An 18,769-nucleotide genomic window follows, 5' to 3' on the forward strand; every position below is an offset into this window, starting at 1 on the left:
TTATCTTTCTAAAAATAACAAGCTCATTTCTATTCGCAATCTTATACGTTAGGTAACAGACACAATATAGTTTTATCAAATTCAAAAACGTATTCTTTTGTCCTTTTTCTTAATGTTGTTCCGCTTTTAACACACCGTTATTCCCTGAGTGTTCCCGTATCATGCTGTTTCTTTCGTCTTAGTTTTTCAAAAGGACAGTATCTAAGGCTCATGCATTGGCATAATTTTTTTCTGCTTATTCCCTATCACACAATTTTGTAACTCTCCCTTTATCCACAGATACATTCGTTGCTGGGTCAGTGATTTTACATACTGAAGCACATACTAGCTCAATCTTATTACGACTCGCTGTTTACCAAAGAAAGCCCACACTATACAAGATTCACTACCCTTCACTAACGAATACGTGATTCAACTGCGGATTACATACCGTTACAAAACGTACCTCACGACAACATTCACTTTAACCCAAAACCTGCATAGAGCACAAAGCTCTGAACTGTCGGGCAAGTTCTTGTCTATACAGATGATGTTGTAGACTTAATAATATTCGTCCTGTACACGAACCAGTCCGGATGCACTTCCTTTATATGCTGAGCCGCGGTCTCTGCAGCATATTTTTCATGAAATAGTGCAAAACACATGGCGCCACTTCCGCTCATTCGCGCAATGCAACACCCTGCCGACATCTGTAAAACCTCGAGTACTTTTTGTATTTCCGGTACCAATGTTGACGCAGCATCTGTTAAATCGTTTCGGGCACCCTTAACTAGGGTTAACCAATCTATACCTTCTGATACATCACCTATACTCACTGAAAATTTTTGTGGATTATAAAGTTGAAATACACTTTTAGTGCTGAGCTCCGACCTTGGCCCAACAAGTACAACATTTGCCGGCAGAAATGAATCATCAATCAGCTTGATGTTATCTCCCATACCTGAAACGAATGCAGTCCTTGACTCTAAACACACAGGGACATCACTACCTACCCTAAAAGCCACACGCCTTGCTTCACCGTCGTTTATCCCCCATAACTTGCTTAGCAGCTTAATCGCAGCAGCAGCATCCACAGAGCCACCAGCCAAACCTGCTGATACTGGTATGTTTTTCAAAACTTTAACATACACATTATCTGCAGTTCCTGGAGAACACCTTCTCACCAAGTGCCCTATAGAGCGCTGTATTGTATTATCTCTTCTACTTATGCCCGAAGACCCCAGAAATCTTATGCCCCTACGTTTAGAGCCAATTTCGATTTCCATTACATCATAAAGTTCGATAAAAGCAAAAACCGACTCTATCAAGTGATATCCGCAAGAGGCTTTTCCTACCACATGTAGAAACAGGTTTATCTTCGCAGGCGCGTTTATAAGGTACCTTGACATCCCATACCGTTATGTAGAACCATTCTCCGCAACCCTGTAATAACCCTTATTTGGTATATTTGTAAATAAATTATTAAAAATTTAAATAAAAAACTTTACCACACGTCCTACGTACTAATACAGGCTTATGTGAGACCGATTAGTATTGCTATAGCCGAATTTGCCCTTTATCATTCTAGCCTAGCATTTTATTATTAAGGCAACCGGATGAAGAAATTCATCTCAGAATATCCTGTAATCTTAGCACCCATGTCGGGCGTAACAGACCTTCCCTACCGCACGATAGTGAGAAAATTAGGCGCTGGCTTGCTAGTATCCGAAATGGTCGCGAGTAGATCCATGATAATGAAAACACGACATAGTATGCAACGGTCAAAAGTATGTGGTAATACTTCCGTCCAGCTAGCTGGGTGCACGCCAGAAATCATGGCAGAAGCTGCGAAGATCAATGAAGATATGGGAGCACTATCCATAGACATAAATTTTGGATGTCCTGCAAAAAAGGTTGTCGAAGGATATGCGGGATCCGCACTAATGAAGGACGAAGACAATGCTGCTAGGATTATGGAGAGCGTTGTGAACGCAGTAAAGATTCCCGTGACGGTAAAGATGCGTATGGGTTGGGATGCACATAATCTTAATGCCCCAAAGCTTGCCGGGATAGCGGAAAATGTGGGAATTAAGATGATCACTGTTCATGGGCGAACTCGCACCCAAATGTTCAGTGGGTCAGTAGATTGGGAATTTGTACGTAAGGTTAAGGAAAGAGTTAAAATACCGGTCATAGTAAATGGGGATATAAGAACACTCGAAGACGTGGTAACCGCGTTGGAGAAATCAGGGGCCGACGGCGTAATGATTGGGCGGGGTGCTTATGGAAAGCCATGGATTATAAAACATGCCCTACGGTTCCTGAAAACACGTGAGATTCTTCCAGAACCCTCTAACGACGAAAAACTCAAAATAATACTAGAGCATTACAATCTGACTCTTGATTACTACGGAGAAAGTCTTGGAGTGAAAATTTTAAGAAAGCATTTAAGCTGGTATAGCAGCGCTCATACAGATTCCTCCTACTTTAGGGCGCAAATAAATACAATGAGCGATCCTATCGCGGTTAAGGACAAGCTAATGGAGTTTTTCCAGGCAAATTAGCTGCTGTGCAAAAAGTAGCAAATTATTGGACACTTTGTCTAATTTGTGCTACGAGGGATGCTTACCAGTTGATTTTGCATCATTGTTGCCTGCGTCTGTCATGCCGTAAGTGTGACTGATAGTTTGTGTTCTGGAAGATTATGAGTCTTTGTTGCGTGGTTCGTACTCTTTTGTTCGGTATTGTTGATAGCTTAGGCACCGACTGGTTCTATTATATTTTTTCCTTTGCAGGATTCATTGATGGATAAGGAGCTTGTTAGAAGTCTGATAACTAAGGGTATCAAGCAAGGTGGCGTAGTCACGTTTGATGACATAAACGATGCTCTTTCAGATGACGAAGTTGTTACTTCCGACAGCATAGACGAGACTATTTCTATGCTGCAGGACTCTGGTATCAGCGTACTTGACCAGAGTGACGTGGACGACGCTGATGTGGTTGCTGAGGACAGTGCCGTCAAAGACGACGAAGATGATGCGGGAATTCGCTCGTGGGATTTTGGCCAAACAGATGATCCTATACGAATGTATTTGTGTGAGATGAGTTCAGTTGAGCTTTTGTCGAGAGAGGGCGAGATTGAAATTGCAAAGAGAATCAAGTCAGAAAAAGTAAACATGCTTAGATGCATGGTAGAAGCGCCTTTGGTGCTGCGTACTTTTATGTCGTGGCGGGACGATCTGGTAAATCAGCAGATTATGCTAAGGGACCTGATTGATCTCGACGCAAATTATCGTTGTGGTTTTCCACAACAGGGTTTTGGGGAAGACGGTGAGTATGAGGAAGGCGGAGATGGGCTACATGCGCCCGCGCAGGATGATGCTTCTGATCCTGAAATAGACGATGATACCGGTGATGAAGACGAAGATGATGAGTCCGCTGTAGGTAACGCCTCTATCCTAGAGATGGAGAGCGCATTATTGCCTAAGGTCATTTCGATCCTTGATGCAACCATAGAGTCTGCAGAGAAAATACTGGAGATGAAAAAGCGCAAGCGTGACGGCGGGGAGTATGACGAAAAAGTTTACAACGAGCTTCACGAAAACATCTGGGATCTAGTATCTCAGATGAAGTTGAGTGATTCTGCTGTCGCATCTGTTACGCAGCAGATATACGGTCTGAGCAAATCTATCGCGGCAGAGGAATCTTCCTTGCTAGCGCTGGTAGAGAGTTACGGGGTCGACAGAAAGAGCTTCCTGGAGGCCTATAACAACAATGCAATTAGCGAACAGGCGAATGTCTCTCCGGAGTGGAAGAATTTGTTAGACAAGGAGAAAGACACTCTTCTGGAAATGCAAAATAAGGTCAGGTTACTATCGGGTGAGGATTGTCCCGGAAGCTTTAAGGCATTGGTAGCGAAAATGCAGAAGCATGACCGCACAGCTAATAAAGCAAAGCAGGAAATGATAAAGGCAAATCTGAGACTTGTGGTCTCGATCGCCAAAAAGTACTCTAACCGTGGTTTGCAGTTCTTGGATCTGGTCCAGGAAGGTAACATTGGCCTAATGAAGGCAGTAGATAAGTTCGACTACAAGCGTGGGTATAAGTTCTCTACATACGCAACATGGTGGGTGAGACAGGCTATAACTAGGGCTATTGCTGATCAAGCCCGTACGATAAGGATACCTGTCCACATGATTGAGACGGTAAATAAGATCAATCGTACCTTGAGGCAGATGTTACACGAGATAGGTCGGGAACCGACGCTGGAAGAGCTATCTGCTCGGCTGAACATTAATGTAGAGAAGATTCGCAAGGTAATGAAGATCGTCAAGGATCCTGTGAGCCTTGAGAGCCCTATAGGGGATGATGACAGCAGTACCTTTGGAGATTGTATAGAAGACAAAAGAGCCGTAAAACCGGAAAATGCTGCTGTTTTGGCGGATCTGCGTGAGATCACCACAAAAGTCCTATCTACTCTGACTCCCAAAGAAGAGAGGATATTACGGATGCGTTTTGGCATTGGAAAAAGTGGCAAGGATCACACGTTGGAAGAAGTGGGCCGGTTGTTTAACGTGACCAGGGAACGTATTAGGCAGATTGAAGCAAAGGCTCTCCGTAAGTTGCGCCATCCAAGTCGTGCCAGAAAGCTTCGGGGTTTCTTTTAGTAGTTGAACAAACTTGGAGCATTGCTTCACGTGTTATTGAAACCTACGTGGCGTTTTGCGTCCTTTTGCAGGGTGTTTCGTTACGTTTAACAACTGCTTGTGCTGCAAGTTGGGCATCTGGGGGCCTGTATGCTATGCCTATTACCTGGTATCTAGCACTAGAACTGCAGATTAGACATATACTGTGGCGCACTTCGGTGAGTGGTGAAAATTTTCACGGTGATAAGCTCCACCCAAACGCGTACTGGCCAGACTTTCAAACCATAAAGTATCTCACGGGCATGAATGTTGTGTAACTCGCTTCACGGTATTGCACGGCAAAAACTTTCACATTCTCCGAGCTATTGAGCCAAACGCTTTCACAATAACGGGGTTAACACCCAAGACCACCAATACTTTAACTCTGGTATCAGCTTCCGTTTGTGTGTGTGTGGGGGGGGGGGAGTTCCAGAACGTGAATAAAATAAACTAGCATGCCTGTATTTGTACAGCGATACAAGATGGGATACCGTGCGACACTTTGTGAAGATTAACTTGTGCAACAATTGCACCATTCACGGAAGGTGGTACAACTTATCTATTCTCATAGCTGTCCGTAGGCAATCATTGCCCAAATTTTTTGGCACTGTGTCCCGAATGCCCGGCACATGGAGGCATCTTTAGTGACCTCTGTCCAACGAGTTATAATTAGTTTCTACAAAAAATAGTTGCAGAAATATTCGGAAAGATAACACCGCTTGTGGGACATAGAATGTAGTTAGAGAAATGCCTAAAGCCATATGGCACAACCTATAAATTTATGGACGCTCTCTGCTCCAGGCCCTCCACTGAAGCGTAAATTAAAGAAACAGTCCTAAAAAATTCACCAAATGAAAAACTGAGAAATACTCGTAAGCATATTGTATGCAAGATCACTAGTAACTTTAATGGTCACCTCTTTTGTAAACGTGAAAAACATGCTTAATGTACATAAATAAAGATTACTATCCCAATATGTTACGAGCAGAAATAGATATATAAATTTAGTTTTTAGCGGTGTAGCAGCAGTGAAAGCCTCTTTTATCTCTACAAGTGGCAGACCCTTCATATTCGTAAGTACTTAGCTCTCTTTATGTTGAACGAAATCGCAGTCTATTCTGTATGCACGTTGCCGTGTACGCTCTGCACGCATGCAGAGGAATTTTGAAAATAGACAATTAGATACAAGCTCTCGAAACTGTCCTTTATTGCACTTAAACAAAATAATTCCAGAAGTTCAAATAGAAGCCCGTGAACCGTAAACTTATAGACCTGTACCGGAACACCTGTAACAACTACTTCGGCAAGCCCCTTCATCTCCCAGCATGTTCCGAAATATTGAAGACTGGATAATCCCGATCTTCGGGCCCAAGCCTTACAGTTTGCTATTACACATACAGAAAACTATATGTGATTCAAAACTGATGGAACACGTAATACAGTACTTTACGCAGTGGCAACATAATGTAGAGTCAGCACTCCACAAATTTTTAAACTTCTCATCCATCTCTCTGGCATGTTCTGAGAGATTTAAGACTGAATCATCCCTGCCTTCAGACCGAAGCATTACAATTTGCTACTGTCCATATGGAGAACTATTGCGATTAAACACTGACGGAAAATGCGATACAGAACTTTATGCAGTAACTACATGATACGGATTCTAGCACTGCCACAAATTTCTCAACTTCTCATCTATCTCCCTGGCATGTTCTGAAAGATTAAAGGCCAGATCATTCCTGCCTTCAAGCCTGAGTTTTACAATTTGCTGATGTATGTCGCTCAACTGCTTTGAGAGCATAAGCTTTTCCCACTCTCTCTTGGCGAGTTTTACTGTATCTTCATCGCAATTTTTGTTCGTTAAAAACGCACAGCCGGTATTGCACATAAAATTCGTTATCTCATCTACAACCTTTTTGAATTGCGCTCCTCTGAGACATAGCTGTTCTAATAGTGACTGCTTGGTAGACGAGGACTCTCCCCTGCTTTTGATGTCTACTATGTTCTGTTGCAGCAATCCTCTATCGGCGTTGGTGGACAAGTCCATGCCTGCAAATTGTTCAAATACCACCTTATCATCAAGGATTTTTGGACACTCTATGACAATATACATTGCACGCATTTGGCAATTTTCTTCAGCACATACCTGCAGGGAAACTCCTCTTAATCTGTTATGCGCTACAGAAGCATCCCCCTGTATCTTGCTGTAGTTATTACCAGTGCGAAAGCCCGGTTTTCTGTAGTTCTGTAGAGCTCTCATCTGATGGTAGAAAAAATTCCTGAAATGCCTAGCAACGCTGGAATCTTGTATTGCAGATGTATACTCTCTCATCTTATTTTCAAGCATCATACACTGTTCTGGCTTCACTCTGTCACTTACAATCCCATGATTAACTAGTTCATACTCCCAAATAAATTCTGAAAGCAGCTTTGCATTTTCTATAAGATTTTTGACAAACTCCACACCGTGAGTAACACAAACATCGTAAGGATCCTTGCCTTCTTGACCAGTGATAAACCTTACACTTTGTCCGGATTTGACCATTGAGACCGCAAGATGTGCTATCTTTACAGATGCCTTTAGCCCAGCATGATCGCCGTCAAGCCATACAATTATCTCAGGTACAATGCTCCAAATGTTTCTGAAGTGGAACTCAGTCATAGCAGTCCCCAACAAAGCTACAACATTGTGCACACCCATTTGGCTAAGTATTAAAACATCCATGTACCCCTCAACAACTATGATGCTCCCCAACTTCTTTGCATGGCCCAAAGCTAAGTGGATACCATAGGTGCTTTCGCGCTTTTTGAATAATGCATTCTCCGCAGAATTTAGGTACTTCGGAGTATGTTCAGGATTAATAGACCTTCCCCCAAGAGAAATAACTTTCCCCATGTAGTTACATATAGGAAAGATGATCCTGTTATACAGACAGTCTTGCCCATTTCGGCTAAGTAGACCTGCATCTTGTATTTTCTCTATGCCAATACCTAGTGATAAAAGGTAAGTCTTGATGCCACCCGCTGGAACATACCCCAACCTGAACCTCTTGATCGTGCCGTCAGTGATCCCTCTTTCCCGCAAATACGAAAGTGCAACTTTGGACTCGCACAGCTGCTGAGAAAGCCATATAACCGCTTTGTCCATCAGCGAACACAAAGAAAGGTCTTGTGCTTCCTCGTCGCTCCTATGAGTAATGAGCTCAACACCATATAATTCCGCCAAGTACTGCATGGCCTGTTTAAAATCAAGGCCCTCCGTATCTGACACAAATTGTATTACGTCACCCTTGGCACCACAGCCAAAACAGTAAAACAGCTCGTTATCACAGTTAACATTGAAAGAAGGTGTTTTTTCAGGATGAAATGGGCACAAACCAACGTAGCTGTTCCCCCTCTTTGTTAGTTTGATCTTTGCCGACACTACGTCGATCAACCTAACTTTGCTGCGAAGCAGAGTTACGTTATCAGGAGTAGAATTGGTGCTGTGCATGAAATAAGACCCCACGTAACACGAAACATTATATCCCTGACGCATTCACTTGTCACACAAGTAGATCTTGGTGCAGGATCTCTTAAATCAACTTTGAGTATCTGCATTTTGTGCAAATCTAGGTCACTAGAAAACATCGCGGTATGACATCAACACTGTTCTAAAAGGTGCTAAAAGCGACCACTAGTTACTACGATTTTGTAGAGTGCATTAGCAAAACCTTGAACAAGGTGCCCATGTTTTCTGTAAGCCGCAAAAACCCACTTCTAAGATCTGATGCCTGCTTCGCCGATGCATTCCTTAAAAGCACGTCTAGCCTTTCTCTTATACCATATCGATAAAGAAATTCACGCTGCGTCATAACCGTGCACATAACCTGCTTTAAGGCCTTCTGTAATGCGCCGAAATTAACGCACGCGGATATATCGCATTGTCCAACGTGCTCCAAAAAGCTACAGTACTGATGATCTTTCACAGCCTGAATGGTGCTTTTATAAATTGGCTGTAAATACCCGTAGTCCACTATTAAACATGCTCCACCATTGCGTAACATCATACCCTCTATATGGGTAAGAATCGCAGTTGCAGCTTGGCACGTTTCTACTATGCCTCCCTCAGGAACACCATGTTCCTCTACCAAGTGGCTCGTAACAACATCTATAACACTTAGCCCCTCTGGCTTGGAACAAACCTTACGCTCGCACCATGTGCCTCCCTTGAAGACAAATTGCTTGATGGGCAGAGCGTCAAAAAACTCATTCGCTATTACTAGCACTGGCATGTCTGGCACGTCAGCAATGCTGTTATGCCAAAAAACTTCTCTGTGCTGCATGGCCTCTTTCAAGGTATCCCGCTGCGCAGTTTGTAACACAGGGCTGATTTCAACTAAGTGCACTTCTAGAAGCCTGTCGTACTGCGGAAACCTACGCATCACCCTCAAGATATCACACATAAGAGTGCCCCTACCCGGCCCAAGTTCAAGCAAAACAAACTTCTCAGCAATGTTCATCATTTCAAGATATTGTAGAAGCCACACAGCCACTGTTTCCCCAAACAGTTGGCTTATATCTGAAGATGTTATAAAATCTCCATCCTGTCCGAAGGGCATTTGCGTCATGTAATACCCTACCCCTTCGCGGTATAGTGCTTCACTCATAAATTTATCTATGGGTACAGTGTTACCTTCTGCAAAAATTAGGTCCTTAACGCTTTGACCGTACATTTTACCGTACTACCCTCTGAGAATGCGGCTCACATATATTCCTATCACATAACACAAATATAAGTCTTCATTAAATGCATCACGTGACCCTACACGCGCTGTGGAACTCTAGTGGCCCAGTGTCTTAGCTTTATCGATATACTGGCACGATAATACTAAGCCGCACTAATGCTATATAACGTAGAGTTTTGAAGAATCCGAGGAAGTGGGACACATTCTTAGAGCAAGCTATCATAACCACGCTTTGCTATTAGGACGAAGAAGAACTCCACTGATACACCATAGCGCGTTTTAGCCAAATGTGCACTTGACCGCGCTTACAGTAGATATGGTAGATTGTATACCTCTAAGGTTTTGCCGCCACATCTTTTGGCATTTAACTAATAAGGCAATTATTGCCGTCAAAAAGAACCGGTCAAAATCACGAACAGCAGATCTTAAGTTGCAAGCCGGAAAATCGCCCTTAAGGTATGTTCCGACACATGCAGATAGCACGGTTTGATAAGTAAGAGAAAACGGACTCAGCGGATCAGCCTACTCAGAATAGAGTGGCCCACACCAATGCCATGATGTACCACATTGTCTGTAGAAAACACATTCACCAGTATGTTAACCCATACATTACTACAACCTGTTAGACTACGTATATGGTAGCCGCATGTGCTTCTGTAAAATCCGTCGTCCCTTACCTACCAGCCAAGGTCTGTTCTTTTTGTGCTGCATCGTAGATCAAAACCTGATAGATAGGTTGGACTTTTAATTCTGAATTGTGGAGTACTCTGCCATGTCCGTAGTGAAAAAGTTTATAGTGCCATGTAATTTCGGCGGTAAAACCTCTCCGTTCGCTGTGTACATAGGGGAGCCGAAACCAGACGCACATCCCGTACAACACCAGAACACTTGGTTGCTCAAAGAGCGCGGTGGGCAGGTTCCCGACCGGGTAATTAATAGCCTTGAGAAATTGCACAAGATCGCGAAGGAAAACGGCATATGTTTTGCAGATTTATGTGTATACGCGCTCAAAGTTGCCACAGCGCAAAATGAAAAAGAGGAATAACAATCCAGAGCTTACCTAATTATCTATACATAACTCACGCTCTATATTCTGCATTGTATATGGTGTGTTCGCTCCACAAAATCCTGCACCACTCGGCACGTTGCTGTCTGTGCACAATAGCACATTGTATTGCATCGGTATTATGAGCCCTGTGCGAAGTCATGGTGTTCAAAAGAGTTAAGATCAAACTACGTGCTGCAGCACTTTTCGTGTACTTAGCTCCGTGGCTCAAACCCTTCCCTTGCGTTCATTGTCTGCGTGCGCCATTGTTACGCTTGTAAAAGCTCTGTTTTTACAGCTATAACCATCAAAAATTTGCCCTGAACGCATTATGCGCACAATGGTACACGTACCGCAAATTTGCGCGCATTCAATGACTCTGCCAATATCCAGTCGTCAGTAATACATTATCGTGTTAATCAACGCCACACTATGCCATAACATAACAGCCCTGTTGGCCATATTATAATACAGTGCCCAGTGTGCTTGCATATTCCACGCTTGTGTCATACACAAAATTTATAGACACAATTCCTGCAAGCTATTACCCAGTGCATAGCGAATATTTGCCAGATTCTGTAACGAAGTCCGGAAAAAGAAATTTTTTAACATGCGCAATTTGCTCCATTGTACGTCTAAAGCTAGCTCTTTCAAAACGCACCTGATGCTCTTGAGGAGCCATTATCGCTTGCTGCAATTTTATCACATTTGTCACAAGGCGTTCACCTCAACACTGTGATTAGTACACTCTGCTTAAAGTTACAATAGTAGATAGCCAGTACGAATATTTTGCGAAATCACATATCGCTGTTCCCAAACCTAATGCAAATTTTAATGGTACGAAATGAACACGCAGACCGGTTGCAAACAGTATCAAAAAACTAGACCATAGCTCTCTTACCTCTTAAACCTCTACACAAATGCTGCAGCCCAGCAGCCACAATACATCAGTGCGCCTATCACAGTATCCGAGACATTTTCTCTTGTGTGATTTCAATGTACAAAGCCATGGTCACATAGAATACGTATGTGGCATCAATAATAACAATAGGACCAATACCTACCATTGCACTGGCATCATGGAGACAATACTCTAGATAGCCTCAGTGAAGAGGATTACATAGCGCAAAATTCCGCATCTTATGTACTTGGCACGCCAGAAACACCAAGACTAAAAACATGATTTTTGCTTCCACCGCATCCCATACGCAAAAATCTCCGCAACAAAATATGTCTGCAAGACAAAAACCGCCACAAACATATATCTATGCTTCACAAATTCCATCGTACAATTATGACTACAGTTATATTCCTGCTAGGACCTATAGCCCATTACGCAGCAACTATACGACAGATATTCCAAGCTAATACAGCAATCCGAGAAGATACTTTTTCAAAGCCATAGAACACAACCCGTAGATAAATATTGTCAACAGTGTATAACCTAACAACCAAGAAGGCCTGCAAAATACCCACAGCATTTGACATATTTTCCCACTCCTCGCTAAGTTTCCTATGCACAAGATCGCGTAATACACAAAATGTACTAAAGCAATAATGGTCTAGTGCCAGCGGAATGCTGCGTGCTGCAGTACACACAGAAAGTAATTTCGCAAACAACAGCACAGTATCCCAGTGCTATCTAGACGGGCATGATGTCACACAAGAGCGTATTAGCGTTCCCAATCCGGTAAATCAGGGCGTATAATAACAAAACGAACAGAGAGAGCACTTTCTGATACACGCAAAGCCACAGAGCAATACTTAATTCTTACCCGCACGTGATGATCTGAATGTCACTGAGTGCTTAATATTTCTTGCACCAAGAGCATAAATAAAACGTCGATTCATAAAACACGTTGAACGTGCTCCGCATTATTCCTCCCCCACAACCGTCAGCAAAGCCTTCATAACTACATCGCTATCCCACTTCATATATCCGGCTATCCTGTAAATCACAACCCCATCTCCATCAACAATAAGGGTAAGCGGGATGGCCCTGACATCGAAGTAATCAAAAAGCTCGTGATCGTCATCCAAGTATAACGAAAGCCCTATTCCATAGCTGTCCCGAGCGAGCTTTATAGATTCAACATCGTCTATGTTGGTATCTGAAACCGGCAGAAACACTGCTCTTTCTCTGATGCCCCGGGAAGACAAATATTCGCTAACAACCTGCAGCCCCTGAATCGTAGTAACAGAATCCAGATTCCAAGGCGCCCAGAACGTTATGAACAGAGTCTTACCCTTAAATTCACTAAGAATAACCTCGTTGCCTTCTAGATCGGACAGAGACCTCTCTCCAACCTTGATGCCATGACCCAATCTCCCGTCGGTAAACGCCCTAGGGAGAGCATTCTTGGAATCAACAACACCGGGAACCTGCTTGGAGTACAAACCACTCGGAACAAAGAGCGATACCAGTACCACTCCCAGCGAGATGAACCCGTTAATCCTCAAAAGCCTCCTCCCAAGTACCTTCAGTCGCTGCTCTAGCATACTCAGTAACCCTATTCTCAAAGAAGTTCGTATGCTCTACCCCATTAAGAATTTCGTCCAGCCACGGCAGTGGGTTCTCGGTAACATCATACATGGCATCGAGATGCAGCTGTCTAAGCCGACGGTTCGCAATAAAACGAATGTAGCGCTTAACCTCATCAGCAGACAGACCTTCCACGTCACCCAACGCGAAAGCAAGGTTTATGAACTCATCCTCCAGCATCACGATAACGCTACATGCATCATAAAGCTCCTGCTGCAGGCTTTTATCCCATATCTCACGGTTTTCGTGAATGAACGTGTTGAAGAGTCTTATTATCGACTCGGTATGCAAACTCTCATCGCGGGCCGACCAGGCTATAATCTGCCCCATCCCCTTCATCTTGCCAAAACGCTGAAAATTCAGAAGTATTGCAAACGACGCAAATAGCTGCAACCCTTCGGTAAACGCCCCAAACACTGCCAATGTCTTGGCTACATGCCTCTTGTCCCCTCTCCTGCATTCCTCAAATCGCTGCATGTAGTCATACTTTTTCTTCATGACCTCGAACTTTAGAAATGCCTGGTACTCAACCTCCGGCATACCAATGGTATCAAGTAAGTACGAGTACGCAGCAACGTGAATGGTCTCCATGTTTGAAAACGCAGAAAGCATCATGCACACTTCCGTAGGCCTAAAGATACTGGAATAGTGCTTCATGTAGCAGTTATTTACCTCAATATCCGCCTGTGTGAAAAAGCGAAAAATCTGTACTAGAAGGTTCTTTTCTTTCTCAGAAAGCATAGTCTTCCAGTCTTGTACGTCATCAGCAAGAGGAACTTCTTCAGGTAGCCAGTGAATCCTCTGCTGACATAGCCATGCATCATACGCCCACGGGTAGTCAAAAGGCTTATATACGGGCTTGGCATCCAACAGCGACATGTACACTACCTTGTGATAAAGTCTAAGGCTAAACCTTACAAGTAACGAAAAAATTGTCAATCATCAACCGTGCGACACACACAACTGTTATACTGCCTATAACTTTACAGCTTAGGAATCACGATTACAGAGATTATTCCCGGTCTATGCAGCGTAAGAGCTACGTTTTTACCGAAAAATCAACAAACGAAATTTTCTTAGCTACGACTTCGCCCTAAATTACATGAGGAAAGTATAGTCCGCTAGCAATAAGCTCGTGTCGAGAACCAGAGCAGTAAGCTTACTCACAAAAAATTATTGCCGTAAAAAGTGCAAAAAAAACTTTTCTCGATAACACTCTATGACGCCAAATTATCGTAACAAGCACTGATGCTTTTAGCTAGTAATGTGTGTCCAGACCACAATTGCGTGGGAGCTATACCCAATCTGATGCGCAAAACCTCTCGCTCAGAGACCCAAAAATTTGCGCCTCGTATGGACTGATAGGTACGAGTAGATTAGAAGTCAATGCAACAAGTATGGACATGCCTAACGCTACGTTACACACAAAACTACACGAATACCTATACCAGTGCTGCAGCATAAAACTTTTGCACAAATCGTTTGAGAACAATATGCGTCAATGGCTGACAATATAGCTATACGGCAAATTGCACTACATTGCGTGTGTAACGTAGGCTCACCTGTAAAAACGGGTTACACACAGCGGTCTGACTCAAACACGACACGGTAAATGGAAAACTGCTGCACGCTATCAACGCTACAGCACAACAGGCTTAAATCCATACTCAAGACACAAAACTTAAGACATCATGCTCTCTAGCGTATACCGTATTCGCAGTGCGACATTGACGTTCAATTAAGAGGCTGATCATTCATGCCCCTATAGAAAGAAATTAAAAACTGCACCGAACAGATGAATTTACCGAAAAGTGGGATATACCCATGCTACGTACTCCTGTCTGTAACCAACCTTACAATTATCTTGGTACTACATATCGCAGACAATGTGAAAGATTTCAGCACCTTCCAAACTATGTGAATCTACTGTTATGCAAACAACGGGTCCACCGCAGTAAGAATCTCATAACCGATGCTGCCATAACAGGTTTTACAGCAAACCAAGTTAGCCACTATAGCACTCGTAATCGGTACTTAATGGTCCCATGGTGCAAATTGCGGATACTTCACAATACAATTGACGGATTCCCCCCCCAACGTTACGCTATGACCCCATACCATAGGAGATCCATTACCACATTTCGTACTAATTGGAGTACTATCAAATTGCCCCTTATGGTACGTATCATCAGTTTTTACGCCAGCGAGTCGTCCCGTCCTTCTCATCAAAAACCACTACACCCATAGAATGGAGCTGGTCTCGGATCTTATCTGCGAGAACAAAATCGCCACTTACTCTCGCATCTTTCCTTCGATCTATTAGCCTCTCAATCTCCTCTGCATCCACATCTTCAGCTAGATCTCTTCCTGCAAAGCCATTAGTTATCCCCATAAGCTTAGCGCTTTTGTTTAGTACTCGTGCCAATCGCAACTTTTCTTCTGTATCGTCTTCCTTGTTTATATCGGTAACCAGCGCATGTAACGCTGAAATGGCTCCAGGTGTATTCATATCGTCTCTCAAGGAGCATATTACAGAACTATCAACATCTACACGATCAATTTCGTTGTTCAGCTGATCGTACGTGAAGTCCTCACACGCCCTGGAGATCTTATCCAAAGCTGCTTTAGCATCAGCAACTGCTTTATTATTCCAATCTAGAGGCTTCCTGTAATGTGTACACAAAAACACATATCGTATAATGGCTCCGCTAATGCCAGACTCCCTCAGCCCCCTAACCGTGATGACATTACCCAAGGATTTACTCATCTTCTCGCCGCCATTTACGGTAAGAAACCCATTATGCACCCAGTACCTTGCATATGACCCTTCCGAAAAGGCACACATGTTTTGTGCAAGCTCATTCTCATGATGAGGAAACATTAGATCAGCCCCACCACCGTGAATATCAAAACTCTCGCCCAAATAACGATAGCTCATAGCTGAGCACTCTATGTGCCACCCCGGCCTACCTTCACCCCAGGGGCTTTTCCAACAGGCACTGAGCTTTCTATCCTTGTCAGTAGCAGGCTTCCATAAGACAAAATCACCTGGGTGCAGTTTGTCGGCGTCCACCTCCACCCGGTTCCCAGCTATCATTTCTCCGATCTTACGTCCTGAAAGCTCGCCATATCGCTCATAAGACGCAATATTGAAGTATACAGACCCATTTTTTACATACGCATGCCCACGCTCTATAAGTCTGCCAATAATAGCCACCATAACTTCTATTTCTGCAGTGGCTCTTGGCTCAACAGTGGGGCTAAGACAGTTTAGCTCTTTCATATCCTCATGAAAGTACCGCACATACTGTCCCACAAAATCCTGTATGTTCTGCCCCGCGGCTTCAGCAGCATCGATGATCTTGTCGTCAACATCAGTAATATTCCTGACGTATACCACATTCTTGTACTTCTCTTTTAGGAGCCTAAAAAGCATGTCATACACGACTGCAGATCTGGCGTTGCCGATGTGAGCTAAGTCGTAAACAGTAGGACCGCACGCATATAGCCTAACGCATGCCTCATCGATGGGGACGAATGGCTTCTTAGTAGAACTCAGAGTGTCGTATAACTTCATCTTACAAAAAACTTAGACACAAATGAGAACATGCCCATTATAAGTTTTGGCCCCGCAATGAGGACTACCGATGTGATGAAAAGCCCAGCTACTCCTAGAAGCACACCTACGATAACTAGAACCCCATCGCGATTGAGCAAACCAAGTGCCATTGCCGATATGCCGCCAGCAGGTATGAAGTTTGTCAATGGTAAGGGTATGGCTATTGATATTGCACACAGAAGACACATTAAGGCGATGACCCTTTCCCCAACATCACTAAAGATGAAAAGAACCCTTGGTTTTGTCCAACGCTCCATCCGCCTCAGAATAGGCGATGTCTTCTCAATAACCGCAGCCAAAAAACTGCGTTTGAAGGACTTCCGTTCCAAGAATGCCGGTAACCACGGCGATGACATACCCAACAGCATCTGAAAAGAAAACAGCAACAGTGGCAGTGCTAAAATCGTGGTATAGCCTGGGACGGCGGGAAGAGGAATAGACAGCGGTAATGAGAACAACAGCATGAGCACTCCGAATCCTCTATCATGAAGAATCATCTTGAGCTCAAATAGCGTTACCTTGTCTGCACCCCCTTGTACACTGACTTCCTCCAGTATATCGGAAACTGCCTTCTTGTCCCTATCGTCATCCATAAATTAAATCCATGAGAACACAGGCCATGGGATGGAATACCATAATCATGCAGCCATGTATAGTGAAATGTGTCCAGTGGAACACCCTACACGACTCCGTGGGCAACCACCTTAAGGCTATATAATCTACACTATTACTGGCCTATTAAAACCCTATTACTCAACATTTTAGATATTTTACAACATGAACATATTGCGCGCAGTGGTTGTGCATATTGGCTCATATAAATTCGTGATATATACCTTTGTAGTTCCTTCCGTCACAACTCAAACGTAAAACATAGCTACTGTACAATCTCCATACATGGTACACATTGTTTTATGATAGTTCATATCACTGTCCTGCTCACTTCACCTCAAAGCTAGGTGCGCTAGTTACGTCCGAGTTCTTCAAACCCAGCAAAACCATATCTACACATAATCTTCTACCCAAAATCAGAAATGCTCGTACCACTGCGTCAATAGCAACCAACTTCATAACTATGGTTTTTCTACGACTCCGAAATGAAGAATACGTACCGTCAACAAATTACAGAACTTAGAAACGAATATATCCGTGAACTCAACGAAAAAGACGGTTCATCGAGGTAATTCAAAACACATACGTAAATGCAGATCGCACAATATGCCCAAACTCACAGCCCGAAGAAGCTACATATCAAAATGTAAAGAATGCCCACATAAAATCCCACTAATAACAGTAAGGCTAAAAAGGTAGTTATCGTTGGAGACAAACCCCATATGGCACGAAGAAGGTCGTGCGGAACAATCCCACTGTTCCGCAAAAACAAATACTGGCTGCAACTGAGCCGAAATAAATGTGTAACAAAGTACCCTGACGACTCAATGCAAAAACAATCGGGAACCATGTGCAGAAACTTACGCGTAACATAGCGGGAGAAACTCCCATTGATACACAGCAATTCCTGAATGTGCGGATATTCTCCCACACTGTCGCACTCCGACTACTCACAAATATGCCAAGCGGAGACATAGATTTAAAGGTAGATCGAATAGTGAGTACCGTACTCGTACAAGCATTTTTATGCGTAAACATGCATAATAAGGTAGGAGACCCCTGAGGCATGAAAAATGCATAACAACGCCACCGTGGTCGGAGCTCACTCTATACGTTGCCCGGTACTACACATCACCAATGCTGCGTTTACTGCACTATGCGATCGTGATCGCCACGGTAATACCAAAAACCGATATCGCCGTTACTCAAAGTAGTTAGAAACTCTACATACCGTGCTGTCTTCACCCATAGGTGATCCCTGCTAATGATAGGTCCTATGTTATAATTTCCATAACCCCTTATTATATGTAAAAACAAAACGCTTAAACTTATTGATAGAGAGAGATAGAGCGCACGCTTTTCTCGGTATCGCATCACGCTTCTTCTGCGAGATAATTATATTCGTATCCTTGTTACGCAAAACCGTCACAGTCACTAGTTTTTATGCCGTGAAATTTTCCTACAAAATTTCCAAGCTAAAGTGCGCGCTTATTCATTTTGTCAAATTAATTGTGTTTTAACCGACATAAGATATGTTATCTTGGCATTTGCTTTTTCTGC

General features: G+C 43.3%; 13 protein-coding genes. 3 read left to right on the plus strand and 10 right to left on the minus strand.

What is annotated here, in order from left to right; all coding sequences use genetic code 11:
- Positions 1-518: 518 nt before the first annotated feature.
- Entirely contained in the window at positions 519-1,388 is an 870-nt protein-coding gene (locus tag PGW94_RS02110; protein ID WP_271758169.1) for a 4-(cytidine 5'-diphospho)-2-C-methyl-D-erythritol kinase, read from the minus strand.
- Between the two features lie 207 nt (positions 1,389-1,595).
- Between PGW94_RS02110 and dusB the strand changes: the two genes are divergently transcribed.
- Together dusB and rpoD are read left to right on the plus strand one after the other, a co-directional pair.
- The gene (gene dusB / locus PGW94_RS02115) at positions 1,596-2,543 is read left to right on the plus strand and encodes a tRNA dihydrouridine synthase DusB (protein ID WP_271758170.1); all 948 of its coding nucleotides are present in this window, start codon (positions 1,596-1,598) and stop codon (positions 2,541-2,543) included.
- Positions 2,544-2,783: 240 nt separating this feature from the next.
- Positions 2,784-4,646, plus strand: a complete 1,863-nt coding sequence (gene rpoD, locus PGW94_RS02120; RefSeq protein ID WP_271758171.1) for an RNA polymerase sigma factor RpoD — start codon at positions 2,784-2,786, stop codon at positions 4,644-4,646.
- A 1,131-nt stretch (positions 4,647-5,777) separates the two neighbouring features.
- Here rpoD and PGW94_RS02125 read toward each other — a convergent pair.
- From PGW94_RS02125 to PGW94_RS02135, 3 genes are all read right to left on the minus strand, one after another.
- The gene (locus PGW94_RS02125; protein ID WP_271758172.1) at positions 5,778-5,981 is read right to left on the minus strand and encodes a hypothetical protein; all 204 of its coding nucleotides are present in this window, start codon (positions 5,979-5,981) and stop codon (positions 5,778-5,780) included.
- Between the two features lie 346 nt (positions 5,982-6,327).
- The gene (dnaG, locus tag PGW94_RS02130) at positions 6,328-8,172 is read right to left on the minus strand and encodes a DNA primase (protein ID WP_271758173.1); all 1,845 of its coding nucleotides are present in this window, start codon (positions 8,170-8,172) and stop codon (positions 6,328-6,330) included.
- Between the two features lie 175 nt (positions 8,173-8,347).
- Positions 8,348-9,379 carry a class I SAM-dependent methyltransferase gene (locus PGW94_RS02135; protein ID WP_271758174.1) on the minus strand — a complete coding sequence of 344 codons (1,032 nt, stop codon included), beginning with the start codon at positions 9,377-9,379 and terminating at the stop codon, positions 8,348-8,350.
- 784 nt (positions 9,380-10,163) lie between these two features.
- On the opposite strand from PGW94_RS02135, the gene PGW94_RS02140 reads away from it, so the two are divergent.
- A complete protein-coding gene (locus PGW94_RS02140; RefSeq protein ID WP_271758198.1) occupies positions 10,164-10,436 on the plus strand; it encodes a DUF2610 domain-containing protein in 273 nt (90 codons plus the stop codon).
- A gap of 1,875 nt (positions 10,437-12,311) precedes the next feature.
- Here PGW94_RS02140 and PGW94_RS02145 read toward each other — a convergent pair.
- The 6 genes from PGW94_RS02145 to PGW94_RS02170 all read right to left on the minus strand — a co-directional run bounded on the left by PGW94_RS02145 (position 12,312) and on the right by PGW94_RS02170 (position 18,583).
- Positions 12,312-12,896 carry a TlpA family protein disulfide reductase gene (locus tag PGW94_RS02145; RefSeq protein WP_271758176.1) on the minus strand — a complete coding sequence of 195 codons (585 nt, stop codon included), beginning with the start codon at positions 12,894-12,896 and terminating at the stop codon, positions 12,312-12,314.
- Positions 12,886-13,857, minus strand: coding sequence for a ribonucleotide-diphosphate reductase subunit beta (locus PGW94_RS02150; RefSeq protein ID WP_271758200.1), 972 nt, complete (start codon positions 13,855-13,857; stop codon positions 12,886-12,888). Before PGW94_RS02150 ends, PGW94_RS02145 begins: the two co-directional genes overlap by 11 nt.
- A gap of 1,309 nt (positions 13,858-15,166) precedes the next feature.
- Positions 15,167-16,555 carry a cysteine--tRNA ligase gene (gene cysS / locus PGW94_RS02155; protein ID WP_271758178.1) on the minus strand — a complete coding sequence of 463 codons (1,389 nt, stop codon included), beginning with the start codon at positions 16,553-16,555 and terminating at the stop codon, positions 15,167-15,169.
- Positions 16,552-17,190, minus strand: a complete 639-nt coding sequence (locus PGW94_RS02160; protein ID WP_271758179.1) for an exopolysaccharide biosynthesis protein — start codon at positions 17,188-17,190, stop codon at positions 16,552-16,554. Before PGW94_RS02160 ends, cysS begins: the two co-directional genes overlap by 4 nt.
- A gap of 346 nt (positions 17,191-17,536) precedes the next feature.
- Positions 17,537-17,668 carry a hypothetical protein gene (locus tag PGW94_RS02165; protein ID WP_271758180.1) on the minus strand — a complete coding sequence of 44 codons (132 nt, stop codon included), beginning with the start codon at positions 17,666-17,668 and terminating at the stop codon, positions 17,537-17,539.
- 687 nt (positions 17,669-18,355) lie between these two features.
- Positions 18,356-18,583, minus strand: a complete 228-nt coding sequence (locus tag PGW94_RS02170; RefSeq protein ID WP_271758182.1) for a hypothetical protein — start codon at positions 18,581-18,583, stop codon at positions 18,356-18,358.
- Between the last annotated feature and the right edge of the window lie 186 nt (positions 18,584-18,769).

The sequence above is a fragment of the Candidatus Anaplasma sp. TIGMIC genome (genome assembly GCF_028204095.1).
In the GTDB taxonomy this organism is placed as follows: domain Bacteria; phylum Pseudomonadota; class Alphaproteobacteria; order Rickettsiales; family Anaplasmataceae; genus Anaplasma.

Excerpts from the sequence above, each read along its gene's own strand:
- PGW94_RS02110 (WP_271758169.1), bottom strand. The coding sequence starts at position 1,388 with ATGTCAAGGTACCTTATAAACGCGCCTGCGAAGATAAACCTGTTTCTA.
- dusB (WP_271758170.1), top strand. The coding sequence starts at position 1,596 with ATGAAGAAATTCATCTCAGAATATCCTGTAATCTTAGCACCCATGTCG.
- rpoD (WP_271758171.1), top strand. The coding sequence starts at position 2,784 with ATGGATAAGGAGCTTGTTAGAAGTCTGATAACTAAGGGTATCAAGCAA.
- PGW94_RS02125 (WP_271758172.1), bottom strand. The coding sequence starts at position 5,981 with ATGAAGGGGCTTGCCGAAGTAGTTGTTACAGGTGTTCCGGTACAGGTC.
- PGW94_RS02135 (WP_271758174.1), bottom strand. The coding sequence starts at position 9,379 with ATGTACGGTCAAAGCGTTAAGGACCTAATTTTTGCAGAAGGTAACACT.
- PGW94_RS02140 (WP_271758198.1), top strand. The coding sequence starts at position 10,164 with ATGTCCGTAGTGAAAAAGTTTATAGTGCCATGTAATTTCGGCGGTAAA.
- PGW94_RS02150 (WP_271758200.1), bottom strand. The coding sequence starts at position 13,857 with ATGTCGCTGTTGGATGCCAAGCCCGTATATAAGCCTTTTGACTACCCG.
- cysS (WP_271758178.1), bottom strand. The coding sequence starts at position 16,555 with ATGAAGTTATACGACACTCTGAGTTCTACTAAGAAGCCATTCGTCCCC.
- PGW94_RS02160 (WP_271758179.1), bottom strand. The coding sequence starts at position 17,190 with ATGGATGACGATAGGGACAAGAAGGCAGTTTCCGATATACTGGAGGAA.
- PGW94_RS02165 (WP_271758180.1), bottom strand. The coding sequence starts at position 17,668 with ATGAAGTTGGTTGCTATTGACGCAGTGGTACGAGCATTTCTGATTTTG.
- PGW94_RS02170 (WP_271758182.1), bottom strand. The coding sequence starts at position 18,583 with ATGCGATACCGAGAAAAGCGTGCGCTCTATCTCTCTCTATCAATAAGT.